The organism is Micromonospora sp. NPDC000121, from assembly GCF_042899165.1.
In the GTDB taxonomy this organism is placed as follows: Bacteria; Actinomycetota; Actinomycetes; order Mycobacteriales; family Micromonosporaceae; genus Micromonospora.
Genome location: NZ_JBIAZP010000002.1, coordinates 308,599 through 334,068, shown reverse-complemented (window position 1 = coordinate 334,068; position 25,470 = coordinate 308,599). Strand labels below are relative to the sequence as shown.

20 protein-coding genes and 1 pseudogene are annotated in these 25,470 nt (G+C 75.0%); 14 read left to right on the top strand and 7 right to left on the bottom strand.

What is annotated here, in order from left to right; genetic code table 11:
- Positions 1 to 2,068 precede the first annotated feature (2,068 nt).
- On the bottom strand, positions 2,069 to 2,347 hold the full coding sequence (locus tag ACFY23_RS07600) for a hypothetical protein (protein ID WP_350682127.1): 279 nt from the start codon (positions 2,345 to 2,347) through the stop codon (positions 2,069 to 2,071).
- On the opposite strand from ACFY23_RS07600, the pseudogene ACFY23_RS07595 reads away from it, so the two are divergent.
- Positions 2,309 to 3,607 (top strand): annotated as a pseudogene (locus ACFY23_RS07595) (WG repeat-containing protein); the annotation flags it as partial. The gene ACFY23_RS07600 and the pseudogene ACFY23_RS07595 sit on opposite strands and share 39 nt — an antisense overlap.
- Before the next feature lie 46 nt (positions 3,608 to 3,653).
- Complete coding sequence (locus ACFY23_RS07590; protein ID WP_350682131.1) at positions 3,654 to 4,652, top strand: aldo/keto reductase family protein; 999 nt, start codon at positions 3,654 to 3,656, stop codon at positions 4,650 to 4,652.
- A gap of 218 nt (positions 4,653 to 4,870) precedes the next feature.
- Here the strand turns inward: ACFY23_RS07590 and ACFY23_RS07585 are convergent, their stop codons facing one another.
- Both ACFY23_RS07585 and ACFY23_RS07580 read right to left on the bottom strand, forming a co-directional pair.
- The gene (locus ACFY23_RS07585) at positions 4,871 to 5,668 is read right to left on the bottom strand and encodes a site-2 protease family protein (protein ID WP_350682133.1); all 798 of its coding nucleotides are present in this window, start codon (positions 5,666 to 5,668) and stop codon (positions 4,871 to 4,873) included.
- Positions 5,668 to 5,868, bottom strand: coding sequence for a hypothetical protein (locus ACFY23_RS07580; protein ID WP_350682135.1), 201 nt, complete (start codon positions 5,866 to 5,868; stop codon positions 5,668 to 5,670). The genes ACFY23_RS07585 and ACFY23_RS07580 overlap by 1 nt, the downstream gene beginning before the upstream one ends.
- Before the next feature lie 142 nt (positions 5,869 to 6,010).
- Here ACFY23_RS07580 and ACFY23_RS07575 point away from each other — a divergent pair, with 142 nt between their 5' ends.
- From ACFY23_RS07575 to ACFY23_RS07560, 4 genes are all read left to right on the top strand, one after another.
- Positions 6,011 to 7,984 carry a protein kinase gene (locus ACFY23_RS07575; protein ID WP_350682137.1) on the top strand — a complete coding sequence of 658 codons (1,974 nt, stop codon included), beginning with the start codon at positions 6,011 to 6,013 and terminating at the stop codon, positions 7,982 to 7,984.
- A 188-nt stretch (positions 7,985 to 8,172) separates the two neighbouring features.
- A complete protein-coding gene (locus ACFY23_RS07570; RefSeq protein WP_350819063.1) occupies positions 8,173 to 10,152 on the top strand; it encodes a bifunctional adenosylcobinamide kinase/adenosylcobinamide-phosphate guanylyltransferase in 1,980 nt (659 codons plus the stop codon).
- Entirely contained in the window at positions 10,142 to 10,915 is a 774-nt protein-coding gene (cobS, locus tag ACFY23_RS07565; protein ID WP_350679817.1) for an adenosylcobinamide-GDP ribazoletransferase, read from the top strand. The genes ACFY23_RS07570 and cobS overlap by 11 nt, the downstream gene beginning before the upstream one ends.
- 66 nt (positions 10,916 to 10,981) lie before the next feature.
- Entirely contained in the window at positions 10,982 to 12,277 is a 1,296-nt protein-coding gene (locus tag ACFY23_RS07560) for a DUF2314 domain-containing protein (RefSeq protein ID WP_350679815.1), read from the top strand.
- Between the two features lie 15 nt (positions 12,278 to 12,292).
- Here ACFY23_RS07560 and gcvT read toward each other — a convergent pair whose 3' ends face one another.
- A complete protein-coding gene (gene gcvT / locus ACFY23_RS07555) occupies positions 12,293 to 13,435 on the bottom strand; it encodes a glycine cleavage system aminomethyltransferase GcvT (RefSeq protein WP_350679813.1) in 1,143 nt (380 codons plus the stop codon).
- A 161-nt stretch (positions 13,436 to 13,596) separates the two neighbouring features.
- On the opposite strand from gcvT, the gene ACFY23_RS07550 reads away from it, so the two are divergent.
- The gene (locus ACFY23_RS07550; RefSeq protein ID WP_350679811.1) at positions 13,597 to 15,168 is read left to right on the top strand and encodes a leucyl aminopeptidase; all 1,572 of its coding nucleotides are present in this window, start codon (positions 13,597 to 13,599) and stop codon (positions 15,166 to 15,168) included.
- Between the two features lie 87 nt (positions 15,169 to 15,255).
- On the opposite strand, the gene ACFY23_RS07545 is transcribed toward ACFY23_RS07550, so the two are convergent.
- A complete protein-coding gene (locus tag ACFY23_RS07545) occupies positions 15,256 to 15,585 on the bottom strand; it encodes a hypothetical protein (protein WP_350679809.1) in 330 nt (109 codons plus the stop codon).
- A 140-nt stretch (positions 15,586 to 15,725) separates the two neighbouring features.
- On the opposite strand from ACFY23_RS07545, the gene lpdA reads away from it, so the two are divergent.
- From lpdA to ACFY23_RS07525, 4 genes are all read left to right on the top strand, one after another.
- Positions 15,726 to 17,156 carry a dihydrolipoyl dehydrogenase gene (gene lpdA / locus ACFY23_RS07540; RefSeq protein WP_350679807.1) on the top strand — a complete coding sequence of 477 codons (1,431 nt, stop codon included), beginning with the start codon at positions 15,726 to 15,728 and terminating at the stop codon, positions 17,154 to 17,156.
- 66 nt (positions 17,157 to 17,222) lie between these two features.
- Positions 17,223 to 19,046 carry a 2-oxoglutarate dehydrogenase, E2 component, dihydrolipoamide succinyltransferase gene (sucB, locus tag ACFY23_RS07535; protein WP_350679805.1) on the top strand — a complete coding sequence of 608 codons (1,824 nt, stop codon included), beginning with the start codon at positions 17,223 to 17,225 and terminating at the stop codon, positions 19,044 to 19,046.
- 234 nt (positions 19,047 to 19,280) lie between these two features.
- Positions 19,281 to 20,612, top strand: a complete 1,332-nt coding sequence (locus tag ACFY23_RS07530) for a low temperature requirement protein A (protein WP_350679803.1) — start codon at positions 19,281 to 19,283, stop codon at positions 20,610 to 20,612.
- A gap of 139 nt (positions 20,613 to 20,751) precedes the next feature.
- Positions 20,752 to 21,672: a TIGR03621 family F420-dependent LLM class oxidoreductase gene (locus ACFY23_RS07525; RefSeq protein WP_350679801.1), complete on the top strand. Its 921-nt coding sequence runs from the start codon at positions 20,752 to 20,754 to the stop codon at positions 21,670 to 21,672.
- A 32-nt stretch (positions 21,673 to 21,704) separates the two neighbouring features.
- Here the strand turns inward: ACFY23_RS07525 and ACFY23_RS07520 are convergent, their stop codons facing one another.
- Positions 21,705 to 21,932, bottom strand: a complete 228-nt coding sequence (locus ACFY23_RS07520) for a winged helix-turn-helix domain-containing protein (RefSeq protein WP_350679799.1) — start codon at positions 21,930 to 21,932, stop codon at positions 21,705 to 21,707.
- A 317-nt stretch (positions 21,933 to 22,249) separates the two neighbouring features.
- On the opposite strand from ACFY23_RS07520, the gene ACFY23_RS07515 reads away from it, so the two are divergent.
- The 3 genes from ACFY23_RS07515 to ACFY23_RS07505 all read left to right on the top strand — a co-directional run bounded on the left by ACFY23_RS07515 (position 22,250) and on the right by ACFY23_RS07505 (position 24,147).
- Positions 22,250 to 22,813 (top strand): hypothetical protein, encoded by a 564-nt coding sequence (locus tag ACFY23_RS07515; protein WP_350679797.1) that lies wholly within the window; start codon positions 22,250 to 22,252, stop codon positions 22,811 to 22,813.
- Complete coding sequence (locus ACFY23_RS07510) at positions 22,786 to 23,070, top strand: hypothetical protein (protein ID WP_387036795.1); 285 nt, start codon at positions 22,786 to 22,788, stop codon at positions 23,068 to 23,070. Before ACFY23_RS07515 ends, ACFY23_RS07510 begins: the two co-directional genes overlap by 28 nt.
- A gap of 177 nt (positions 23,071 to 23,247) precedes the next feature.
- The gene (locus ACFY23_RS07505; RefSeq protein ID WP_350679795.1) at positions 23,248 to 24,147 is read left to right on the top strand and encodes a TIGR01777 family oxidoreductase; all 900 of its coding nucleotides are present in this window, start codon (positions 23,248 to 23,250) and stop codon (positions 24,145 to 24,147) included.
- Positions 24,148 to 24,244: 97 nt separating this feature from the next.
- On the opposite strand, the gene ACFY23_RS07500 is transcribed toward ACFY23_RS07505, so the two are convergent.
- On the bottom strand, positions 24,245 to 25,447 hold the full coding sequence (locus ACFY23_RS07500; protein WP_350679793.1) for a PHB depolymerase family esterase: 1,203 nt from the start codon (positions 25,445 to 25,447) through the stop codon (positions 24,245 to 24,247).
- Positions 25,448 to 25,470 lie beyond the last annotated feature (23 nt).

Here is a 25,470-nt window from a genome sequence, read left to right as displayed (position 1 = left end):
GGCGGACGACGCCCGTCCCACCGAGACAGACGACGCCCGTCCCGCGGACGCGGACGACGCCCGTCCCGCTGTCCCGGCCGAGGCATCCCCGACCGCCGTGTCGACGCCCCTGGTCGACGCGGCGGCCCCGAAGCCCGCCCAGGACGACCGCCCATCGCCCGAGCCGACCCACGACCGCCGGGACGGGGCGGCTGAGACCGATCCGGTGAAACCGGCGCCGGCCTCGCCGGGGGCCTCGTCGGCGGACGCCTCGCCGGTTACCTCGCCCATGTCCTCGCCGCCGGTTACGCCGCCTGTCTCCGGTCCGCCGGCCGGACCGGTTTCCGCGCCGCCCACGGCACCCGCTCCGACGACCCCGGCGGCGAGCGATCCGGCTCCCCCGAGTCACTCGGTCTCCGCACCATCGGAGCCGGCGGAGCCTCACCTCGTCTCCGTACCTGCGCGCCCTGTGTCCGGAGCACCTGTCCCCCGCCCTGTCTCCGCGCCCCCGGCCCCACCCGTGCCGGCACCGCCCACCCGGTCGGAGCCGGTGCCCCCGATCCAGCCGGAGTCGGCACCACCCGCCCGGTCGGAATCGGCACCCCTGGACGCGTCGGTGTCGCCGCCCCCGGTGCCGCCGGAGTCGGCACCGCCTGCACCGTCGGATCCGGCACCAAGGGCGCACAGCGCTTCTGCTTCAGTCGCGCTCGACGGTCTTCAGGCCGGCCGGTCCAGGACCGAAGACCTGGCACAGGCCGTGTTGGCGCCTGCCCTGGACGCTTCTGCCCCACCGCCCGCAACGGGCGTGGCGCCTCTCCGCTCCCCCGACACCGGCGCGGCCACGGCCGAACCCACCGGTGGAACACCATGGCTGTCACCGAAGCGGTTTGGCACCCATGGTGTTCCACTCGACGCGACCGATCCGCGCGCAGGGTCCGCGCCGTCGGCAGCTGCGGCAGTGCAGGCAACCGCACCGCTGAGCGGCGCAGCCGGAACCGTTCCTCCCCCCGACGGACCCTCGACGCGACCGGTCGACGCGTCCCCGAGCGACTTCGCCCCGACACCGGCGACTGTGAGCAGCGCGCCCGACGCCGTTCCATCAACGGCACCGGCCTCGGCCGGGCCGGTTTCCGGACCGCCCGCCCGGCCCGTGTCCGCGCCCCCGGCCGGGCCCGCTGACCCACCCTCGGCGCGGCCCGTGTCCACGCCGCCCGCCGCGACCCCGGCACAGGCCGCACCCGCGCCGCCCGCCACAGCTGCGGCGGCCGGGGATGCCTTCCCGGCGCCGGCGCACGTCCCCGCCCCGCCGGTGGACGCGCCCTTGTCCGCGTCGCCCGAGGGGCACACCCCGACGCCCGAAGACCGACCGGAGAACGGCCCCGCGCCCGTTGCCGCGCCGGCCGTCGCGGCCGTCACCGCGCCGTCGGCACAGGCCCTGCCCACTCCGCCCGTGTCGGCCCCGCCGACCCGGCCCGCCGCCGCAGCCACCGGCAGCACGCCGGCAGTGGCGGCTCAGTCGGCCACCATGCCACCCTCCGAAACCCCGGCAGTGCCACCAGGCGTCCCCGATGTCGCGCCGCCGGGACAGGGGGTGCCCACACCACCCGCACCGCCGGCACCGCCCCTCACCGTGTCACCGGCGCAACCGGTATCCGCGCCGCCCGTCTCCGCGTCAGCCGCGCCGCTTGTCTCCGCGCCGTCCGTCTCCGCGCCGCCGGCGCAACCGGTGCCAGCACCACCCGCGCCGCCCGGTGCCGAACCACTGGCATCTTCCACCACCAAGCCGGTACCGCCCGTCTCGGCGCCGCCAGCTGCAGAAGCCGAACCGCTGACACCAGCCGTCGCCACGCCGGCCCCGGCGCCGCCCGTCTCGGCAGCACCCGCCCCGGCATCTCCCGAGCCGGCATCTCCTGCCCCGGTACCGCGCGTCTCGGCAGCGCCCGTCTCGGGTGCGCCCGTCTCGGGTGCGCCCGTCTCGGCAGCGCCCGTCTCGGCAGCGCCCGTCTCGGCAGCGCCCGTCTCGGCAGCGCCCGTCTCGGCAGCGCCCGTCTCGGGTGCGCCCGTCTCGGCGCCGCCAGGGCAGCCGGTGTCAGGACCGCCCGCCGCGGCGCCGTCGGCGTTGCCGACGTCCGCGGCATCCGCGCCGGCCGCGTCCGCACCGGTCGGACAGGGCCGGTCGACGGCCGCCGAACAGCGCGAGCCGCACGCCCAGGAACCGCGCGGCCACGAACAGCGCGGCCACGAACAGCACAGCCAGGAACAGCGTGGCCAAGAACAGCGTGGACACGAGCCACGCGGCCCGGAACCGCGAGACGTCGACCGGACGGGTGCGGCACAGGGCGACCCGGAGCAGGTGCTGGCGTCCCACCGCTGGCGGCTCGACCCGGAGACCCTGCGCGAAGTGGTGGAGGGGCCGGAAGAGTTCCGGACGATCCGCCGACGCCTCACCGAGAAGCTGGGCGCCGCCGTGGACAACCGGTCGCGCGCCCGGCTGCTGAGCCTGCGGGCGGTGGTCTCGCGGCTGCTCGGCGAGCTGGACGACGCGCTCGCCGACGGTCGGCTCGCACTCACGTACGCGGAGGCGACCGGGGAGTTGCGACGTACGGCGGTCGCGCAGGCGCGGCTGGCGCACGTGCTGCGCTGGCGTGGCGAGTTCGTGGAGGCCGACCGGCTCTTCGCCGAGGCCAACTCCACCGAGCTGCCCGACCGGCTGCGCGCGGCGCTGCACGAGCACGCGGGGCGGTCGAGCTACGACCAGGGCCGGCTTATGGAGGCGTGCCACCATTTCGAGCGGGCCCTCGACCTGCGGGGCGACGGGGACCCCGAACTCCAGGCACGGATCCGGCTCAGTCTGGACGCAGTGGCGAAACGGGTGGCGGAGACGGGCTTCGGGCCGTACCCCCGGAGTCGAGAAGAGGTGCTGGAGCGTGACCGGCCCCCGGTGCCGGCGCGCGACGGCGACCTGTGGGGTTACGCCGACCCGGACGGCGACATGGTCATCGCGGCCGAGTACGCCGAGGCGCAGTCGTTCCGCGAGGGGCTGGCCTGGGTGCGGCGGCCGGAGACGGAGCGGTGGTCGCTGGTCGACCTCGCCGGCACCACCGTGCTCGGGCCGTCCTACCCGGTGGTCCGCCCGTTCAGCGACGGCCTGGCCTGGGTGTCGGACGGCGCCTCCGGGTGGGTGGCGGTCGACGCCAGCGGCGAGGTGGTCGTGCCGCACGGCTTCGCGGACGTACGCCCGTTCCACCGCGGCGTGGCGGTGGTCCGCCGGGAGGGCTGGGGGGCGGTCGACCGCCACGGCCGCATCGTGGTGCCCACCCGGCACCACGGGTTCGCCACGGTGCTGGCCGACGGCCGGTACGTCGACGGCTTCACCGACGAGGGGCTGGCCGTGGTGGACGTGGCCGGCCGGCGGGGCGTGGTGGACCGCACCGGGAAGGTGCTGGTCCCGCCCGCCCATCCGGCGCTGGTCATCCACCCCGTCGCGTTCCTGGTCGACGACGGCACCGGACACTGGGGTGCGCTCGACCGGCGGGGCGAGCCACTGATCGAGCCGGTGCACCGCGACCGCGACGAGGTCGTCGCCGAGATCGAGCGGCTGCTCGTCGACACCCACCCGGTGCTCTGAGCCGCGTCCCCGGCCGGTCATGATCGGCAGGAGTAGGGTCGGGAGCATGGAATTCCGTCACCTGGGCCGTTCCGGCCTGATGGTCAGCGAGATCTCGTACGGCAACTGGATCACCCACGGCTCGCAGGTTGAGGAGGACGCGGCGTTCGCCTGCGTCCGGGCCGCCCTGGACGCCGGCATCACCACTTTCGACACGGCCGACGTGTACGCGGCCACCCGCGCCGAGGACGTGCTGGGCCGCGCGCTGGAGAACGAGCGGCGCGAGGGGCTCGAGATCTTCACCAAGGTCTACTGGCCCACCGGGCCGGGCCGCAACGACCGGGGCCTGTCCCGCAAGCACATCATGGAGTCGATCAACGGCTCGCTGCGCCGGCTCCGCACCGACTACGTGGACCTCTACCAGGCCCACCGGTACGACTACAGCACGCCGCTGGAGGAGACGATGGAGGCGTTCGCCGACGTCGTGCACTCCGGCAAGGCGCTCTACATCGGCGTCTCGGAGTGGAAGGCGTCGCAGATCCGCGAGGCCCACCAGCTCGCCCGGGAGCTGCGCATCCCGCTGGTCTCCAACCAGCCGCAGTACTCGATGCTCTGGCGGGTCATCGAGTCCGAGGTCGTCCCCACCAGCGAGGAGCTGGGCGTCGGACAGATCGTCTGGTCGCCGATGGCGCAGGGTGTGCTCTCCGGCAAGTACCTGCCGGGTCAGCCGCCGCCGGCCGGCTCCCGCGCGACCGACGAGAAGTCGGGCGCGGGCTTCATCGCCCGGTTCCTGACCGACGACGTGCTGACGCGGGTGCAGCGGCTCAAGCCGCTGGCCGAACAGGCGGGCCTGAGCATGGCGCAGCTCGCCGTCGCCTGGGTGCTGCAGAACCCGAACGTCTCCTCGGCGATCATCGGCGCGTCCCGCCCCGAGCAGGTGCACGACAACGTCAAGGCCGCCGGCGTGAAGCTCGACGCCGACCTGCTCAAGGCGATCGACGAGATCATCGACCCGATCGTCGAGCGCGACCCGGCCCGGACGGAGTCCCCCGCCGAGCGTCCGTGACGCCGCCGGCCCGGCCGGTCCCCGACGAAGGGGACCGGCCGGGCGGGCAGCGCCGGCCGACGAACGGGCCGGGCAGGGCCGACAGGGGCCGGGTGGCGCCGGACCGGTGCGACGCGCCGCCCAGCACCGGACGGCCGAGTGGGTGACCCCGAGCCGGCGGGCCAGGTCGCGGATGGGCAGCGGCCCGTCGGCCACCCGGGCCGGGTGCGACGCGCCGGTCAGCCCTGCCAGAAGCGGATCAGGTCCAGGCCGAGCGCGTAGAGCCACGGTGGCAGGCCGAGGACGTCACCCACGGCGAAGACCGCCCCGAAGAACCAGCCGCTGACCCGCGGGTTCCACAGCAGCGCGAACAGCAGGATGAAGCCGAACGGGGCGAACAGGTCGTACATCTTGCGCCACTGCGCGTTCAGCCACGGCTGGATCATGTTGCCGCCGTCGAGGCCGGGCACCGGGAGCAGGTTGAGCACGCTCGCGGTGAGCTGGAGGAACGCCAGCAGCGCCACGCCCGCCCAGAACTCGGCCGGCCCGCCGCCGGCTGCGCCGAGGCGTACGGCGGCCACCAGGACCAGCGTGAACAGCACGTTGGTGGCCGGGCCCGCGAGGCTGACCAGCGTGTGCCGCAGCCGCCCGGGGATGGCGTGCCGGTCCACCCAGACCGCCCCGCCGGGCAGGCCGATGCCGCCGAGCAGCACCACCAGCACCGGCAGCGCGATCGACAGCAGCGGGTGGCTGTACTTGAGCGGGTTCAGCGTCAGGTAGCCCCGGTGGGCCACGCTGCGGTCGCCGGCCCGGAACGCGACGATCGCGTGCGCGTACTCGTGCAGGCAGAGCGACACCAGCCAGCCGGACACGACGAAGAGGAACACGTCGAGCCGTACGTTGCCGAACCCGTTCCAGGTCAGCACGCCGCTCGTGGCGAAGAGCGCAACCAGGGCGACGAAGACCGGGCTGGGCCGGAACGCCGCCCGGGGCACACCGAGCACCAGTGGCTCGCCCCCCGGGCGGTCGTTGGCCATCACTCCGCCGGGGGCAGCAGGCTCATCCGGTATTCCACCCGGTCGTCCTCGACGAGCGCGACCGAGGTGACGCCGGACGCCGCGAGCTCGCGCCAGGTCTGGCCGATCCAGGACTCGGCATCCGCCTGACTGCCGAACGACTCCGCCGGCCCGTCGAGCGACTCGCCGTTCGTGCCCTCGTACCGCCAGCTCCACGCCATGCCGCGTCTCCCCTCGCCGCTGATGTCCCGTGGGACGAACCCCCGCCAGCGTAGTCGGCCGCGCCCGTACGGGCGCAGCGCTCGGCGGCCGGGGCTCCGACGGGTTGATCAACCGGGAACGGCGGGCCGGTACCGTGGCCCGGTGCTGACTCAAGGAATGGTGCTCAGCGAGCGGTACCGGCTGGGCGAGCGGGTGGCGACGGGCGGCATGGGCGCGGTCTGGCGGTGCACCGACATCATGCTGGAGCGCGAGGTGGCGGTGAAGGTGCTGCTGCCGGCGCTGACCGCCGATCCCGAGTTCACCGCCCGGTTCCGGGCCGAGGCCCGGATGCTGGCGGCGCTGCGTCACCCGGGCGTGGTCGCCGTGCACGACGTCGGCCGGTCCACCCTCGCCGACGGCAGCCAGGCCGACTACCTGGTGATGGAGTACGTCGACGGCCAGCCCCTGAGCTCCTGGCTGCGGCGCGCCGGGCGGCTCGACGCGGCGTCCACCATGTCCGTCGTGGCGCAGGCCGCCGCGGCGTTGCACGCCGCCCACCTCGCCGGCATCGTGCACCGGGACGTGAAGCCGGGCAACCTGCTCGTCAAGTCCGACGGCCGGGTGGTGCTGGTGGACTTCGGCATCGCCCGCTCGGGCACCACGGCGGGCATCACCGCCGCCCACGTGATGCTCGGCACCGCCTCGTACATGTCCCCCGAGCAGGCCGCGAACCAGCCGGTCTCCCCGGCGACGGACATCTACGCGCTCGGCGCGGTGGCGTACGTCTGCCTGGCGGGGCGGCCGCCGTTCGACGGCGACAACCCGCTCCAGGTGGCGCTGCGCCACGTCCAGGAGGAGCCGCCGCCGCTGCCGCCCGGCACCCCGCCGCCGGTGGTCGCGCTGGTCGAGCGGGCGATGGCCAAGCGCCCCGGCGACCGGTACCCGGACGCGGCGGCGTTCGCCGACGCCGCGGCCGAGGCGCGGGACGCGACCCTGGCCGTCATCCCGGCCTCGGCGCGCCCGCCGTGGGCCGTCGCCGGGCCCGCCCCCGCCGCGCCCGCGTCCCTGGCGGGCGGGGGCACCGACCCGGGCGTCAGCCCCCTCCCCGGCGCGGGGACCGGCCCGGGCGGCAGCTCCCTTCCCGGCGCCGGGGCGGGTGGCCTCACCGCGCCCGCGCCGCCCGCCGCCGGGACCCACGCGGGCCACATGCCCACCATCGACCCGTTCGGCGCGCTGCCGCCCGCTCCCGCCGCGAACCGGCCGCTCGGGGCCGGACCGTTCGGCCACGCCGGTGCCCCGCTGGCCGGAGCCGGCGCGTCCGGGCACGTGAGCGCCCCGCCGGCCGGAGCAGCCCCGTTCGGGCGCCCGGCTCATCCGGCAGCCGGCAGCAACAGCTGGAACGGGCTGCCGCCGACCCGGGAGAACCCGGTCGAGGCGCGGCCGTCGCGGCGACGCCGGGCGGCGCTGGTCGGCGCGGCGGCCACCGTGTTCGTGGTGCTGGCCGGGGTGGTGGGGGCGACGACCCTCTTCTCGGGCGGGGACCCGGCCGGCGGGGACACGCCGGCGGCGCTGACCGGCGGGTCCGTGGCGGCGGAGTCGCCGGAGCCGGAGGGCGGCGACGGCACGGGGCAGCTCCAGGTCGAGCCGTCGCCGGACGTCACCCGGTCGGCGGCCCCGTCGTCCGCGGCGCCCTCGTCGACGCCCGGCGGCTCCTCGGCCCCCACCGCCGGCGGCGAGCCGACCGTCACCTCGTCGGGTCGGCCCAGTTCCGCCCCGACGACCAGCCAGCCGGCGAAGCCGAACCCGTACACGCCGGTCGAGGCGTGCGGCAGCGGGTACAAGGTGATCGACTCCGCCGCGCTGACCGTCTCGGGCGTCCGCAAGGGCCGGGTCTACCTGCTCTATCACGCGGGCACCGGCACGAACTGCGTGGTGACGATGAAGGAGTCGGCGGTGGGCACCGCCACGTCCGCCTCGGCGTGGCTGGAGGTGCAGGGGCGGGAACGCAGCACCGACAGCGGGTCGTTCTCCTACTACGCCGGGCCGGTGCGGGCCAAGGCCGCCGGGATCTGCGTGAAGTGGGGCGGGTCGACCGGCGGGGCCAGCTACGGCAGCGGCTTCGAGCACTGCGACTGAGCGGAGCGCGCGGCGCCTTCACTCGCGGTGGGCCGGCCCACGGCGGCTGGCCGGCCGGCCGCGCCCGCCCGCCGGCCGGACCCGCTCGACGCCCGGTCCGGTCGCTGGCCGGCCACGCGCCCGCTGGGGTCGCCGGCTCCTCGCACCTCCGGGAGCCACGCCCCGGGGGCTGGCTCTAAAGTACGGGCATGTCGGTTGACGGGTGGAACACGGTCCTGGTGCTCGGCGGTATCCGGTCCGGGAAGTCGGAGTTCGCCGAGTCCCTGGTCGCCGAGGCGCCGACGGTCCGCTACGTGGCCACCGCCGCCGACGCGCCCGCCGACGACGCGGAGTGGGCGGCCCGGCTGGCGGCGCACCGCGCCCGCCGACCGGAGACCTGGACCACCGAGGAGACCGCGCACGACCCGCGCCGCCTGGCGGACGTGATCGCCTCCGCCGGCCCGAACGAGACGCTGCTCGTCGACGACCTCGGCGGCTGGGTGACGGTGCTGCTCGACCCGGCCCACCAGCCGGCCGACGACACCGCCACCATCGCCGAACTGGCGGCGGCGGTACGCGGCTGCGCCGCCCGACTGGTGCTGGTCAGCCCCGAGGTCGGGCTCTCGCTGGTGCCGACCACCCCGCTCGGCCGGGCGTTCACCGACGCGCTCGGCGCGGCCAACCGGGCGGTCGCCGACGCCTGCGACGCGGTGGTGCTGGTGGTCGCCGGCCAGGCGGCCTGGCTGAAGCCGGGCGCCCCGCAGGCGGGCATCGTGCCGGCCCAGGCCGGCCCGACCCCGGCCAGCGCGACGGGCGAGGCGGCCACCGCCACGACCGCCACCGGCGCCACGGGTGCGGCGCCCACCGGCACCACGGGTGCGGCGGCCGCCGGCGCGGCCGGCGGGCCGGTGGGCGCGCCGGAGCCCGCCGCGGGCGTGCCCGCCCCCGCGGCGGCCGAGCCCAACGGCACCGCCTGGTCCGCGCCGACCATGGCGCTGCCGGTGGTCGCCACCGGCCTGGTGATCCAGCCCGGGATGGAACTGCCCATGCCCGACGAGTACGCCGGCCCGCAGGCGATCGAGCGGCTCGCCACGCTGGACGTGCCCGGGGCGGGGCTGGGCGCCCTGGAGCGGGTGGTCGGGTTCGCCGCCGCCACCCAGGGCACCGCCACGCCGGCCCCGTGGGAGTCCGTACGGGTGCTGCTGCTGCACGGCGACCACCTCGGCGGCGCCGCCGCCGGCAGCGTGGGCGGCGAGTCGGCGCGCCGGGCCCGGCAGGCCCGCGCCGGCAGGGGGGTGCTGGCCCGGCTGGCCGCCGAGAGCGGCGCCGACGTCCAGGTCGTGGAGACGCCGGCCTCGGCGCCGATGGAGGACGAGCCGACGCTGACCGGCGAGCAGGTCGAGGCGGCCCTGCGGGACGGCTGGCGGCTCGCCGAAGAGGCCGCCGACGCGGGCGTACACCTGCTGGTGCTGGGGGCGTGCGGCGCCGGCACCGAGGCGGCCGCGGCGGCGGTGCTGGCCGCGACGGCCGGCGCCGAGACGCCCGCGGTGCTCGGCCGCGTGGTCACCGACTCGGGCGAGATCGACGACGCGGCCTGGATGCGGCGGTGCGCCGCCGTGCGGGACGCGCTGCACCGGACCCGGCGCTCGCCGCGCGGCGCCAAGGACGTGCTGGCCGAGCTGGGCGGCGGGGACGTCGCCGTGGCCACCGGCGTCCTGCTCGGCGCGACCGCCCGCCGGCTGCCGGTCATGCTCGACGGACCGGTCGGCGTGGCCGCCGCCATGGTCAGCCGCGACCTGGCCGGGCAGGCCCGGCACTGGTGCCTGCTGGCCGACCACCGCGGGGATCCCGCCGTCCGGCTCGCCGCCGACGTGCTGGGCCTGACCCCGCTGCTCGACGTGCGCCTCGACCTCGGCGAGGGCGCCAACGCGCTGGCCGCGCTGCCGCTGCTGCGGTCGGTGCTGGCGCTGGCCGCCACGCTGCCGGCCCGGCCGTCGCTCGGCGGCGGGGAGGACGAGCCGGAGGCGGACACCGACGAGCCCGACTTCCGCGAGCCGGAGCCGGCCGGCCCGGGGCCGACCAGCACCGACGAGCCCGACTTCCGCGAGCCGGAGCCGGCCGGCCCAGGGCCGACCAGCACGGAACCGGAGACGGAGCCGGTGGACCCGTCCGGCCGGCGTGCCGGCTGAGTCGCGGCTCGCCGACGCGGCGCGGCTGGCGCTGACCACCTTCACCACCCTGCCGGTGCGCGCCGGGCGCATCGACCGGCCGGTGGCGGGGACGGCGATGGCGCTCGCCCCGGCAGTCGGCGCGCTGCTCGGCGCCGTCCTGGCCGCGATCCTGCTGCTCCCGGGCGCGCTCGCGCCCCCGCTGCTCGCGGCGGCCGTGACCGTCGGCGCCGGCGCGCTGCTCACCCGCGGGCTGCACCTGGACGGGCTGGCCGACACCGTGGACGCCCTGGGGTCGTACCGGCGGGGGGCGGCCGCGCTGGAGATCATGAAGAAGCCGGACGTGGGCCCGTTCGGGGTGGTCGCGCTGGTGGTCGTACTCCTGGTGCAGACGGCGGCCCTCGCGGAGCTGGCCGGCCGGTCGTGGCCGGCGGCGCTCGCGGCGGTGGTGGCGGCGACCGCCGCGGGCCGGCTCGGGGTGGCGGTGGCCTGCCGGCGTGGGGTGCCGGCGGCCCGCCCGGAGGGGCTCGGCGCGCTGGTCGCCGGCACCGTCGGGCCCGTCGCCCTGGTCGCCGGGACGGTCGCTGTCGCGCTGCCGGCCCTGGCGGCCGTGCCGGGCCGCCCGTGGCAGGGGCCGCTCGCCGTCGCCGCCGCCCTCGCCGTCGCGGTGGGGCTGCTGCGGCACGTGGTACGCCGGCTCGGCGGCGTCACGGGCGACGTGCTCGGCGCGACCGTGGAGGTGGTCACCACGCTGGTCTACCTGGGACTGGTGCTGTCCGGCTGAACCAGGCACGCCGCGGCGGGTAGCGTTCTCCCACGACAGCACCGGCGCGGCCATCCGGGGGACGACATGCTCATCACGGACGACTTCCTGCCCGTACCGGTCCCGGAGTCGCTGAGCGCGACCTATCTGGTGCCCATGACGGGGCTGCCGAAGGTGAGCACGAAGACGGCGGTGCAGGGGCTCAGCGGCCGGCTGGCCGAGCCGGTGCACGGGCTGGCCCGGCAGATGCTGGACAGCCCGCTGATGACCGTGGACACCCGCCCGATCGACGAGTTTCCCGAGCTGCCGCCGGACCTGCTCACCGCGTTCGGCGCCACGGAGGCGCAGCTGGCCCGGCTGGCCGCCGCGAGCCACCTGGTGGTGGTGCAGGCCGAGTACCGGCCCGGCTGGCCGCCGGCCCACGAGTGGGCGGCGCGGGCGGTGGCCGCGGCGGTCGCCGAGACTGTAGACGGCGACGTGGTGGACGTCTTCGGCCTGCAGTTCCTCGACCCGGCGACGGCGCTGCGCTCGCTGCCCGACGAGCAGGGGCGCATCCGGCTGGTCGACTGGGTGCTGGTGCCCTACTCCTCGGACGCCGAGGGCCTCTGGTTCACCACGAAGGGGCTGCGCCGCTTCGGGCTGCTGGAGCTGCAGACCCAGGGCGTGCCGGACCACCTGACCCGGGCGTGGGGCGCGGTGATGACCGGCGCGGCGCGGCGGCTGCTGCGGGACTGGACCGACGGGCTCTCCGGCGAGGAGGTGCCCGCGTTCGTGCAGCTGCCGGTGCTGGCCACGGTGACCGGGCACGACATCGCGGTGGCGTACGGCAATCCGGAGCAGCACGGGGCGACGGCGCCGGTGCTGCTGCGGCTGGAGCTGGACCCGGCCACCGACCCGGACGCCGACTCCTTCCTCAGCCTGCGCCCGCCGGCCGGGCACCCGGGGCCGGACGGCCGCTACTACGCCGCCGCCTGCGCGACCCTGTTCGCCGGCATCCAGCCGGACGTGCGCTACGCCCGCCCGGGCGACGCGATGAGCCGGGCGATCGCCACCGCGCGCGCCGGGCTGGGCGACATCCGGGCCCGGTTCCTCGCCGGCCAGCTCCCGCCGGAGACGCAGCTCGTGGTGAAGTACGGGCTGGCGGGCGACGACGGCCCGGAGTTCGTCTGGGCCGGGGTGACGTCGTGGGACGCGCCGGAACGGATCGTCGGCGCGAGCGCCAGCGACGCCAACACCGACCCGACCGTGCGCATCGGCTCGCCCGTGGTGGTGGAGGCGGCGGACGTGGTCGACTGGGCGGTGCTCGACGGCACCGGCGTCATCGAGGGCGGCTGGACCCAGGCCGTCCTGGACGCCGGCGAACGCCCCCCGCCCCCGGTCTGACCCCCTCCCGGTGGGTCACTTCACCGAGGTGGTGACGAACGGGGGGCGGGTGACGCGCATCTGGGCCCGGCGGCCGCGGATGTCGACCTCGACCAGGTCGCCGTCGGCGAGCTTCGCGGCGGTGTCCAGCAGCGCCAGGGCGATGCCCTGCTTCTTCGTCGGCGAGAACGTGCCGCTGGTGATCGTGCCGACCTGCCCGTCGCCGACGAACACCGCCATGCCGGGACGCGGGATCGCCCGGTCGACGGCCTCCAGGCCGCGCAGCGTACGGCTCGGGCCGGCGGCCTTCTCGGCGAGCAGCGCGTCGCGGCCCCAGAAGGCCGCCTTGTCCCAGCCGACCGCCCAGCCGGAGCGGGCCTGCACCGGGGTGATCTCCGGCGAGAGGTCCTGCCCGTGCAGCGGGTACCCCATCTCGGTGCGCAGGGTGTCCCGGGCGGCCAGCCCGCAGGCGCGCAGCTCGAAGGGCTCCCCGGCGGCGAAGAGCGCGTCCCAGACCGCGACGGCGTGCTCCGCCGGCACCACCAGCTCGAAGCCCAGCTCACCGGTGTAGCCGGTGCGACAGACGGTCAGTTCGACCGGCCCGGACGCCACGTCGAGGGTGGCGGTGGAGAAGCTCATGTAGCCGTGCTCGGTCGGCAGGCCCAGCGCCCCGAGCAGCTCCGCCGAGCGCGGCCCCTGCACGGCGAGGACGGCGTACGCCTCGTGCTCGTCCGTGACCGTGACCGACGCCGGCGCGGCGGCCCGCAGCCGGCGCACCACCTCGGCCGTGTTCGCCGCGTTCGGGATGAGGAAGACGTGGTCGTCGGCGTGCAGGTAGGCGATGATGTCGTCCACCACGCCGCCGGTGGCGTCGTCGCAGCACAGCGTGTACTGCGCCCGGCCCGGCCCGATCCGGCGCAGGTCGTTGCTCAGGCAGGCGTTGACGAACTCCGCCGCGCCCGGCCCGGTCAACCGCGCCTTGCCGAGGTGGGAGACGTCGAAGACGCCGACCCCGGTCCGCACCGCGGTGTGCTCCTTGAGCACGCCGCCTCCGGCGTACTCCAGCGGCATCTCCCAGCCGCCGAACGGGGCGAACTTGGCGCCCGCAGCGGTGTGCCGCTCGTGCAGGGGGGAACGGCGCAGCCGGGTCGCGGCGGCGTCGGGAGTCACGTCGGTCATGGGTGGCAACTTACCGGGGCCTGAACGGCTGGTTAGCATCGGCGGGACCCGCCGGAGCCGTCGGCGGGACAGCCCCGACCTCCGACGGGTACGTTCCGCCGGAGACCTTCATCGCCGGTACGCCACGACGCGGCCGGCCCGGCCCGCCCGGAGTAGCTTCAGTGACATCGCCCAGCACCACCCTGAGCCTGGTCGACACCGACCCCGCCGAGCTCGCTGTCGACGCGATCGTGATCGGCGTGCACAGCCAGACCGGAGAGCAGGACGCCGCCAGCGGCCTCGCCGGCACCCTGCTGCTCGCCAGCGGCGCGGAGAGCATCGCCGCCGCCTTCGACGGCAAGCTGACCGAGACGCTGGCCCTGCTGGGCGCGACCGGCGGCCCCGGCGAGGTGATCAAGCTGGCCACGCTGGGCACGGTGACCGCCCCGGTCGTCGCCGCGGTCGGGCTCGGCCCGGAGCCGACCGGCGCCGCCCCGGCCCCGGAGACCCTGCGCCGGGCGGCCGGCGCGGCCGTCCGGGCGCTCGCCGGCGCGCCGCGGGTGGCGCTGGCCCTGCCGCTGCCGGACGACGCCGACGCGCCGGCCGCGCTGCGGGCCGTGGCGGAGGGGGCGCTGCTCGGCGGGTACCGGTTCGCCGGTTACAAGACCCGGCCGCAGCCGGCCCGGCGGGAGCCGGTGGCCGAGGTGCTGGTGGCCGTCCCCGACGCCGGTGACGCCGGCGCCCAGGCCGAGATCGCCCGGGCCCAGGCGGTCGGCGGCGCGGTCCGGCGCAGCCGGGACTGGGTGAACACCGCCCCCAACGAGCTGCGCCCGCCGTCCTTCGCCGACTCGGTGGCGGACGCCGCCCGGGAGGCCGGCCTCGAGGTCGAGGTGCTCGACGAGGCCGCCCTCGCGGCCGGCGGATACGGCGGCATCATCGCCGTCGGGCAGGGCTCGGAGGCCCCGCCGCGCCTGGTGAAGCTGAGCTACACCCCGGCCGGCGGCGGCAACGGCAAGCGGGTCGCGCTGGTCGGCAAGGGCATCACCTTCGACACCGGCGGCATCTCGATCAAGCCGGCGCAGGGCATGTGGGAGATGAAGTCCGACATGGCGGGCGCCGCCGCGGTGGGCGCCACCATGCTGGCGATCGCCGCGCTCAAGCCGTCGGTGGCGGTGACCGCGTACCTGCCGATGGCGGAGAACATGCCGTCCGGGCGGTCGTACCGGCCGGGCGACGTGATCAGCATGTACAACGGCAAGAAGGTCGAGGTGCTCAACACCGACGCCGAGGGCCGGATGATCCTGGCCGACGCCATGGCGCGGGCCTGCGAGGACGGCTGCGACTACCTCTTCGAGACCTCCACCCTCACCGGCGGGCAGGTCATCGCGCTGGGCAAGAAGATCGCGGGCGTGATGGGCACCCCGGAGCTGTGCGAGCGGGTCAAGCTCGCCGGCGAGACCGTCGGCGAGCCGGCCTGGCCGATGCCGCTGCCGGACGACGTACGCAAGGGCATGGACTCCGACGTGGCCGACATCTCGCAGGTCAACGCCGGCATGGACCGGGCCGGTCACATGCTCCAGGGCGGGGTGTTCCTGCGCGAGTTCGTCACCGAGGACGTGGCCTGGGCGCACATCGACATCGCCGGGCCGGGCTACCACTCGGGCGAGCCGACCGGCTACTGGACCAAGGGCGGCACCGGCGTCCCGGTCCGTACGCTGGTCCAGCTCGTCGAGGACGTGGCCGCCAACGGCTGACGTACGCGGAAAGGGCCCCTCGTCGACGAGGGGCCCTTTTCGTGCCTCCTGGCCGGCGCACGTGCCTCCTGGCCGGGGCGGCCCGGGTCAGAACAGCTCGGGGCGGCGCTTGCGGCGCTCGTCGTAGTCCCGCTTCCGCTGCGGGTAGCCCATCAGGCGGACGTCGTAGACGGGGATACCCATCCGGTACGCGAAGCGGCGGGCGCCGTCCGGGCCGTCGATGCGGCGGCGGGTCCACTCGCCGTCGTCGGCGATCAGCATGACGGTGGTCTCGGTCACGGTCGTGCGCGGCTCGATGTACGCCTCGACCCCGCGCCGACTCCGGACAAAGTTCTCCAGATGGCCCAGATCGGCGCGATCGGCGGCGCGGTCCAGGCTCACGGCGCGCGCCTTCTTGCGTCGTCGGAACAGTCCCACCGGCCGTCTCCCCCAAGCTTCGTCATCGAAGGCAGTGCCCAGCGTACGTGTCGCGGACGTGTCGTTGGGCACCTCACTACGCGGCCTGTGCCCGGTGGTGACAAGATGACCGAGGTGGGGTGTGTCCGTGGCCCCCCGCCGTGACCCCCCGAAGCAGTGACGCGACCTGGGAGTTGGACGTGAGCGAGCCGAATGACGCAACCTTCGACATCGTCATCCTCGGAGGTGGCAGCGGCGGCTACGCGACCGCCCTGCGCGCCGTCCAGCTGGGCCTGACGGTCGCGCTGGTCGAGAAGGGCAAGCTCGGCGGGACCTGCCTGCACAACGGCTGCATCCCGACCAAGGCGCTGCTGCACGCCGCCGAGATCGCCGACCAGACCCGCGAGTCGGAGCAGTTCGGCGTGAAGGCCGAGCTGGTCGGCATCGACATGGCGGCGGTCAACTCGTACAAGGACGGCGTGGTCTCCCGGCTCTACAAGGGCCTGCAGGGGATGCTCAAGAGCAACAAGGCGATCACCATCGTCGAGGGCCACGGCAAGCTGGTCGCGCCGAACACCGTCGAGGTCGACGGCAAGCGCTACACCGGCCGCAACGTCGTGCTGGCCTCCGGCTCGTACGCGAAGAGCCTGCCGGGCCTGGAGGTCGACGGCGAGCGGGTCATCACGAGCGACCACGCGCTGACCCTGGACCGGGTGCCGTCCTCCGCGATCGTGCTCGGCGGCGGCGTGATCGGCGTCGAGTTCGCCAGCGTCTGGAAGTCCTTCGGGGTCGACGTCACGATCATCGAGGCGCTCCCCCGGCTGGTCGCCGCCGAGGACGAGGAGTCGTCGAAGGCGCTGGAGCGGGCCTTCCGCAAGCGGAAGATCAACTTCAAGGTCGGCAAGCCGTTCGAGAAGGTCGAGAAGACCGACAGCGGCGTCAAGGTCACCATCGCCGGCGGCGAGACCGTCGAGGCGGAGCTGCTGCTGGTCGCCGTCGGCCGCGGCCCCAACACGGCCGGCCTCGGCTACGAGGAGCAGGGCGTCAAGATGGACCGCGGCTACGTGCTGACCGACGAGCGGCTGCGCACCAGCGTGCCGAACGTCTACGCGGTCGGCGACATCGTGCCCGGCCTCCAGCTCGCCCACCGTGGCTTCCAGCAGGGCATCTTCGTCGCCGAGGAGATCGCCGGCCAGAACCCGGCCGTGATCGACGAGGCCGGCATCCCGCGGGTCACCTACTCCGACCCGGAGCTGGCGTCGGTCGGCCTGACCGAGGCGAAGGCCAAGGAGCAGTACGGCGCCGACAAGGTGAAGACCTACAACTACAACCTGGGCGGCAACGGCAAGAGCCAGATCCTCAAGACGGCCGGCTTCGTCAAGCTCGTCCGGGTGGAGGATGGCCCCGTCGTCGGCGTACACATGGTCGGCGCCCGGGTCGGCGAGATGATCGGCGAGGCGCAGCTCATCTACAACTGGGAGGCGTACCCGGCCGAGGTGGCGCAGCTCGTGCACGCCCACCCCACGCAGAACGAGGCCCTGGGCGAGGCGCACCTGGCGCTCGCCGGCAAGCCGCTGCACGCACACGCCTGATCACGACAACCGCGGCGTCCGGCGACGGGCGATGATCCCACCAGGGGAATGAAGGAGTCTTAGAACATGCCGGTATCGGTCACCATGCCCCGGCTCGGTGAGAGCGTCACCGAGGGCACCGTCACGCGCTGGCTCAAGCAGGAGGGCGACACCGTCGAGGTCGACGAGCCCCTGCTCGAGGTGTCGACCGACAAGGTCGACACCGAGATCCCGTCCCCGGCGGCGGGCGTGCTGAGCCGGATCGTGGTCGGCGAGGACGAGACCGCCGAGGTCGGCAGCGAGCTGGCCGTGATCGCCGGTGAGGGCGAGTCCACCGGCGGCGGCGAGGCCGCCCCGCAGCAGCAGGAGGAGCCGGCCGAGGAGGCCGCCGAGGCCGCCGCGGAGCCGCAGGCCGAGGCGGAGCAGCCGGCCGTCGAGGAGCCGCAGGCGCAGGCCGCCCCGGCGCCGTCGGGCGAGGGCACCCCGGTCAAGATGCCGGCCCTCGGCGAGAGCGTCACCGAGGGTACGGTCACCCGCTGGCTCAAGCAGGTCGGCGAGACCGTCGAGGTGGACGAGCCGCTGCTGGAGGTCTCCACCGACAAGGTCGACACCGAGATCCCGTCGCCGGTCGCCGGCACCGTCCTGGAGATCAAGGTCGCCGAGGACGAGACCGCCGCCGTCGGCGCGGACCTGGCCGTGATCGGTGCCGCCGGCGCCGCCCCGGCCAAGCCCGAGCCGAAGCCCGAGCCGAAGCCGGCGCCCAAGGCCGAGCCGAAGCCCGAGCCGAAGCCGGAGCCGAAGGCCGAGGCCAAGCCGGAGCCCAAGGTCGAGGAGCCGACCCCGGGCCTGTCGTACAACGAGCCGTCGGCGGAGGCCGAGACCTCGGCGCAGCCGGCGCAGGCCGAGCAGAAGGCGGTGCCGTCGGCCCCCGCCCCGCAGCGCCCGGCGGCCGCCCAGGGCGGCGAGGAGGCGGCCGGCTACGTGACCCCGCTGGTGCGCAAGCTCGCCAGCGAGCACGGCGTCGACCTGGCCTCGGTCAACGGCACCGGCGTCGGCGGTCGGATCCGCAAGCAGGACGTGCTGGACGCGGCGGAGAAGGCCAAGGCGGCCAAGGCCGCGCCGGCCCCGGCGCAGCCCGCCGCCGCGGCGGCCCCGGCCAAGCCGGCCGCCCGGCCGCAGCCGAGCGCGAAGCGCGGCACCACCGAGAAGCTGCCCCGGATCCGCGCCACCATCGCCAAGCGGATGCAGCAGTCGCTGCACGAGATGGCGCAGCTCACCACCGTGGTCGAGGTGGACGTCACCAAGGTCGCCAAGCTGCGGGCCCGCGCCAAGGACGCGTTCCAGCAGCGGCACGGCGTGAAGCTGTCGTTCCTGCCGTTCTTCGCCCTCGCGGCCGTGGAGGCGTTGCAGACCTACCCGATCGTCAACGCCAGCATGGACCTGGAGGCGGGCACGATCACCTACCCCGACGCCGAGCACCTCGGCATCGCGGTGGACACCGAGCGCGGCCTGATGGTCCCGGTCATCCACGGCGCCGGCGACCTGAACCTGGGTGGCATCGCCAAGCGGATCGCCGACCTGGCCGAGCGCACCCGCACCAACAAGATCAGCCCCGACGAGATCGCGGGCGCGACCTTCACGCTGACCAACACCGGCAGCCGGGGCGCGCTCTTCGACACCCCGATCGTGCCGTCGCCGCAGTCGGCGATGCTCGGCACGGGTGCCGTGGTCAAGCGTCCGGTCGTGGTCAACGACCCGGAGCTGGGCGAGGTCATCGCCGTCCGGTCGATGGTCTACCTGGCCATGTCGTACGACCACCGGCTGATCGACGGCGCGGACGCCGCCCGCTTCCTGGTCGCGGTCAAGGAGCGGCTGGAGGCCGGCAACTTCGAGGCCGAGCTGGGCCTGTAGTCCCGCACGACGGCACAGAGGGCGCCCCGGTCACGGACCGGGGCGCCCTCGTCGTCCTCGGCCCCGCGAAACGTCTCGCCCCAGAAGCCGGCGAGCCCGGGCAGGCGCCGGAGCCCGCACGCCGACGCCACGCCAGTTCCGCCCGCGCCCGACGCGCCGCCGCCCTGCCGGGGCCGGGGCCGGCCGTGGCCCGATTCCGGCCCGACGCGGCCGGGGCGCTGCGAGAGTGGATTGGTGGGCGGCTTCCGGTGGCAGGAGCGGTTGGGACCGGCCGTCTCGATCGCCCCCGGCGCCCGGGTCGACCGGTTCGAGGTCTTCTTCGACCTGGTCTTCGTCTTCTCGTTCTTCATCATCACCCGAGCCACCGCCGAGAACATCTCCGCCCGTCAGCTGCTGCACGCCCTGCTGGTGCTCGCCGTGCTCTGGTGGTGCTGGGTGGTGCACTGCGTGGTGGCGACCCGGGTCCGGCTGGGCGAGGGCTTCGTGCCGGTGCTGATGGTCGTCGGCATGGCCGCGCTGTTCTGCTTCGCGCTGTCCCTGCCGCAGGCGTTCGGCGACACGAAGGACGTGGCCGCCGGGCCGATGGTGGTCGCCGTGAGCTACGTGGTGATCCGGGGCGTACACCTGTTGCTGTACTGGCACGTCGCGCAGGAGAAGCCCGGCGAGCGCCGGCTGCTGCTGAAGTACTCCCCCGAACTGACGATCAGCACCCTGCTGCTCACGGCCGCCGCGCTGATCCCGCCGCAGATCGACGACCCGGGCCGGGCCGTGCTGGTGCGGGACGGGCTCTGGATCAGTGTCGTCGTGCTCCAGTACGGCATGGGCCTGGTGGCGGGCGCCTGGGGCTGGACGGTGACCTCCGCCGAGCACTGGACCGAGCGGTACGACCTCATCCTGATCATCGCGCTGGGCGAGTCGGTCATCTCGGTCGGCGTCGGCAGCAACCTGATTGGTCAGCCTCCGACCTGGCCCGCGGTGGCGGCGGCGGTGCTCGGCATCTTCTTCACCGCCGCCCTCTGGTGGGCGCACTACGACGTGGTCGGCCCGGCCGCCCGGATCGCCCTGCACACGGCCGAGGGCCGGCCGCGGGTGGCGATGGCCCGGGACGCGTACGCCTATCTCCACCTGCCGATGATCGCCGGGATCATCCTGTTCGCCCTCGGCGCGGAGGAGGTCGTACGCGACATCGCCGACCCCGAGGTGCCGTACAGCGAGCCGACGCACGGCCCCGGCGTCCCACTGCTCTTCGGCGGGGTGATCTGCTACCTCTCCGCGAACATGCTCTTCCAGGCGCGCACCCTGCGCACCGTCTACTGGACCAGGGTCGGCGCGGTGCTGCTGCTCGCCGCCGCCATCCCGGTGGGCCTGGTGCTGCCGGGGCTGGCCACCCTCGCCCTGCTCACCGCCATCTGCGTCGGGCTGGTGGGGGTGGAGGTGCTGGTCAAGGCGAAGGAGCGCCGCGCGCTGCGCGAGAGGGTCTTCGAGGAGAAGACCAGCCACGAGGCGTACGAGGCCGCCTGGCGGGCCCGCTGGCGCGAGCCCGCCCCCGAGGAGCCCTCGACCTGACGCCCCTCTGACGGTCGTCGGTCGCCCCCGGCGGCTTCGGGGTTTCCGCCCCGCAGCCCGACCCGGATTGAGTCTGCCGGTAGCAGAATTGCCGGCGTCGGGCTGGCCGGGCGGCCCCGGGCCCGGCAGGGTGGGGCCCATGGCGATCTTCTCCCTCCAGGCGAGCCCGTCCGACGGCCCGGCCTGGCTGGACCTGGCCCGGCGGGCCGAGGCGGCCGGTTTCGACACCCTGTCCACCGCCGACCACCCCGGCAGGACGACGTCGCCGTTCGTCGCCCTGGCCGCCGCGGCGGCGGTGACCTCGACGATCAAGCTGGGCTCGTACGTCTCCAACGCCGGGATCCGCGAGCCCATGCTGCTCGCCTCGGACGTGGCCACCCTCGACCTGCTCTCCGGCGGCCGGGCCCGGCTCGGCATCGGCGCCGGCCACACCCCGGCCGAGTGGCACGCGGTCGGGCGGGAGCGCCCCGACGTCGCCGGTCGGGTGCGCCGCTGCCTGGCCGTCGCCGAGGCCGTCCGCGCGCTGCTCGACGGCGAGGAGGTCACCGTCGACTCCCCAGACCTCGTGGCGCGCGCCGCGCGGCTGGACAAGCCGCGCCCGGTGCAGCGGCGGATCCCGCTGACCCTCGGCACGGCGAACTCCGCGATGCTGCGCTGGGCCGGCGCGCACGCCGACGTGGTCGGGCTCGCCGGCCTGGGGCGCACCCTGCCCGACGGCTACATGCACGAGGTGCGCTGGCACGAGGCGGACATCGAGGCGCAACTGGCCTGCGTCGCGGCCGGGGCGGCCGGGCGGGCCGAGCCGCCCGCACTGGAGGCGCTCGTGCAGTTGGTCGCCGTCACCGACGACGCCGAGGCCGCCACCGCCGAGTTCGCCGAGCAGACCGGCCTGACCTCCGCCGAACTGCTGGCCACGCCGTTCGTGCTGGCCGGCACCGAGGACGAGATCGTCGCGGCGGTCGCCGCGCACCGGCGCCGCTGGGGCGTCACCCGGTTCGTCGTCCGCGCCGACGCTCTCGACCCGCTCACGCCGGTGCTGACCCGCCTGGCCACCGCCTGAGCCACCGACTTTCGGGTACGGGTAAGGCGAGGTCAGGCCGTCGGCCGCTCGGCGACGAACACGCCTACGCCGTGCACTCCCTCCACGAGCCCCTGCGTCTGGAGCACGAGGATCGCCTGACGCACGACCGTCTGCGACACCCGGTGCTCTTCCTTGAGCTGCGCGGTGGACGGCAGCTTGTCTCCCGGCGCCCACTCGCCTGACTCGATCCGGGCACGGATGTGGTCGGCGAGCTGCGCCCATTTCGGCTTGGCGGGCATTCACACTCCCAGGTCTGCACCGCCATTCGACCATGAACAACTTGGCACGACAAGTAAGGACAAGCCGAGCCTTGCTTTGTACAACATGTCGTGCAAAGCTCTCGTTGACTGGTTCCCAGGTCTGCAAACCGGAACTGGTCGTTCCGTGAAACGCGCCCGGCCGGCCCAATCCCCCGAGGTCGGCCGGGTGCCACACCCTGCCCGCCGCACGGTGGCGGGCCCGCCAGCAGGCCCGGGGCGGGTGCCGGGCTCCAGCCGCCCGCGCAACGGCTGCCCCCGCCCGCCTCGGCGCCGCGACCCGTTCCGAAGGAGACGACGTGCCCGTGACCGGCCAGCCGGTGGACGCGGTGGAGAGGGTGCTCGGCGAACTGCCGGTGCCCTGGTACGTGACCGCCGAAGACCTCAAACTCGCCATCCGGGCGGTGCTGGTGCATGCCCCCGAGTCCTGGCCGGCCGGGCCGCTGTGCCGCGGCGACCGCACCCCGTACCCCTGTCGACTGCACCGCTGGGGCGACGGGTGCTGCGCTCCCGGGGGCTCACCGACCAGGCCGTCGACGAGTTGGTGGCGCGCGGCGACCGGCTCGTCCGCGTACCCGCTGGGAGGCGCTGACATGGCGGCGAGCCGGTGGCGGAACGCGAAGCCGGTGCCGCTCGCGCCTCGGCACCGACGGACGTGGCGGGGCTGGCGGCGCTGGTGCTCGTGCGGCCTGCGCTGGCGCGCGTGCCCCGACCGACGCCTGCCCGTGCCGACCGAGCCACCCGCCCCGCCGCCGCGCAACAGCCGGTGGTGGGACGAGGTGACCCGGGCTAACCCGCAGGTGGGGCGGGTGGGCCGGCTGACGCCCGCGCAGACCTGGCGGGCCAACGGCGGGCGCTGGTGACGAGCGCCGGACCCCACCTGCCGCTGCGACCGCTCTGGCTCTGCCGGGGATGCGGCGCGCCATGGCCCTGCGGCCCCGCGCGACTCGCCCTGCTGCACGCGTACGCACACGACCGGATCGCGCTGCTGATCCACCTCGGCGGCCTGCTGCACGACGCGGCCGGTCACCTGCACACGCTCCACCCGGACGACAGCCCCGAGCCGACCCAACTCTTCGACCGTTTCCTGGGCTGGGCCCTGCCTCGTCGACCGCCCTGACCCCGCTTTCGGCGTCCCGGCGCCACGTTGGTCCAGTCCCTGCGAGATCTTGGTACGAAACGGCCCCTCCAGGGGCCATTTCCTACCAAGATCTCGAAGGACTCCTGGCCGGCCTGCGGGTGACGGGGTGAGCGGCTCGACGTGTCCGATGCGGTGTCCGTGTCCGAAGATATGGGCATGCGGATCCTCATGGCCGGCGCGTCCGGCTTCCTCGGCACCCGGCTGGTCGACCGGCTCACGGCGGACGGGCACCAGGTGACCCGACTGGTCCGCCGACCAGCGCGCACCCCCGACGAGCGGCAGTGGGACCCGGCCGCCGCGCAGCTCGACCCGGCGACGGTGGCGGAGGCGGACGCGGTGGTCAACCTGGCCGGCGCGGGCGTCGGCGACAAACGGTGGAACGACGGGTACCGGCAGGTGATCCGGTCGAGCCGGGTCGACACGACCACCACCCTGGCGGTCACCGTCGCCGGGCTGCCCGACGGCGACCGGCCGAGGGTGCTGCTCAACGGCTCGGCCGTCGGCTGGTACGGCAACACCGGCGACCGGACGGTCGAGGAGGACGCCCCGGCCGGCGAGGGCTTCCTGGCCGACGTCTGCCGGGTGTGGGAGGCCGCGACCCGCCCGGCCGAGGACGCGGGCGTACGCGTGGTGCGGCTGCGCACCGGGCTGCCGCTGCACCGCGACGGCGGGATGCTCAAGCCGCAGCTACTGCCGTTCCGCCTGGGGATCGCCGGGCGGCTCGGCAGCGGCCGGCAGTGGCTGCCGTGGATCTCGCTGGTCGACTGGCTGGAGGCCGTGCTGTTCCTGCTGGCCCGCGACGACGTCGCCGGGCCGGTCAACGTGGTCGGTCCGGCCCCGGTGACCAACGCCGACTTCACCCGCGAGCTGGCCCGGCAGTTGCGCCGGCCGGCGGTCGTCCCGATCCCGGCGCTGGCGTTGAAGGTGGCGCTCGGCGGCTTCGCCCACGAGGCGTTGACCAGCACCCGGGTCCTCCCCGGCGTGCTCACCGAGGCCGGCTTCACCTACCGCCACCCTGAGCTGGCGGGCGCCCTCCACGCCGCCCTGACCGACTGACGATCCCACTCCCCCAACCTGGTTGATCATGAAGTTGTTGCCACGACACTCCGGGCGGGGTGGCAACAACTTCATGATCAACGCCGGTGAGATGGGATCAGCAGCCGATCACCCAGTAGTTCGGGCCGGTCTGCTTGAGCGTGCTGGTCTGGAAGGTGTTGTAGAGGCCCATCCGCTGGTTCGAGCCGTTGGCGTAGGCGTAGCCGCCGGACTGGTAGGCGCGGCGGGCGGTCACGTGCGCGTAGTTGCTGGCGGTGACGCAGGTCGGCGCGGTGGTGGGGCTCGCCGTCGGGGAGGCCGTGGGGCTCGCCGTCGGGCTGGGCTCGGTTCCGCCGTTCAGGCCGAAGAAGACCGCGTCGTGGTACGCGGAGCAGATGGTGTCCAGCATGTAGGGAGCCGCGGTGCCGCACTGGTCGGCGGCGGAGCCCGGGTCGACCGGGGCACCGTGGCCCATGCCGGAGATCCGGTAGACCCGCACGTCGTTGTTGCCGTACACCTCCAGGCTGGTGTTGGCGGGCAGCGACGCGGTGCTGGTCGGGGTCTGCGAGACGCCCCGGACGTTGGTCCACTGGTCGCGCAGTTCGGTGGCGTTGGCCGGCACGACGGTGTAGTCCGAGGTGCCGTGCCAGATGGCGACCCGGGGGCGCGGGCCGGTGTGCCCGGGGTGGGCGGCCCGGACCAGGTTGCCCCACTCCTGCGGGGTCTTGTTCACCCCGCTGTACTGGCAGGTGCTGGTGGAGGCGGGCGGCGAGCAGCGGTACGGCAGGCCGGCGATGACCGATCCGGCGGCGAAGACGTCCGGGTAGGTGGCGAGCATGACCGCGCTCATCCCCCCGCCGGCGGAGAGCCCGCTGACGAAGACCCGGCCGGGGTCGGTGCCGTAGTTGTTCCTGGCGTAGTCAACCATCTGCTTGATCGACAGTGCCTCCCCGGAGCCCCGGGTGATGTCCTGCTCGACGAACCAGTTGAAGCAGCTCAGCTGCTGGTTGGCGCTGGACTGCTGCGGCACGATCAGGGCGAACCTCCACTGGTCGGCGTACTTGCGCCAGCCGGAGTTGGCGAAGTAGCCGGAGGCGTTCTGCGTGCAGCCGTGCAGCAGCACGACCGCCGGCGCTCCGGCCGGGAGGTTGTCCGGCCGGTACGCGTACATGGCGAGGTTGCCGGGGTTGGAGCCGAAGCCGGTGACCTGGGTGAGGGTGGCGGCCTGGGCGGGGGTGGAGAGGGTCACGACCGCGGTGGCGGCGAGGACCAGCCCGGCGACCGCACCGGTCAGCCGGGTGAACAGGGACGAGCGGCGCACGGGATCCTCCTGGGGACGGGTTG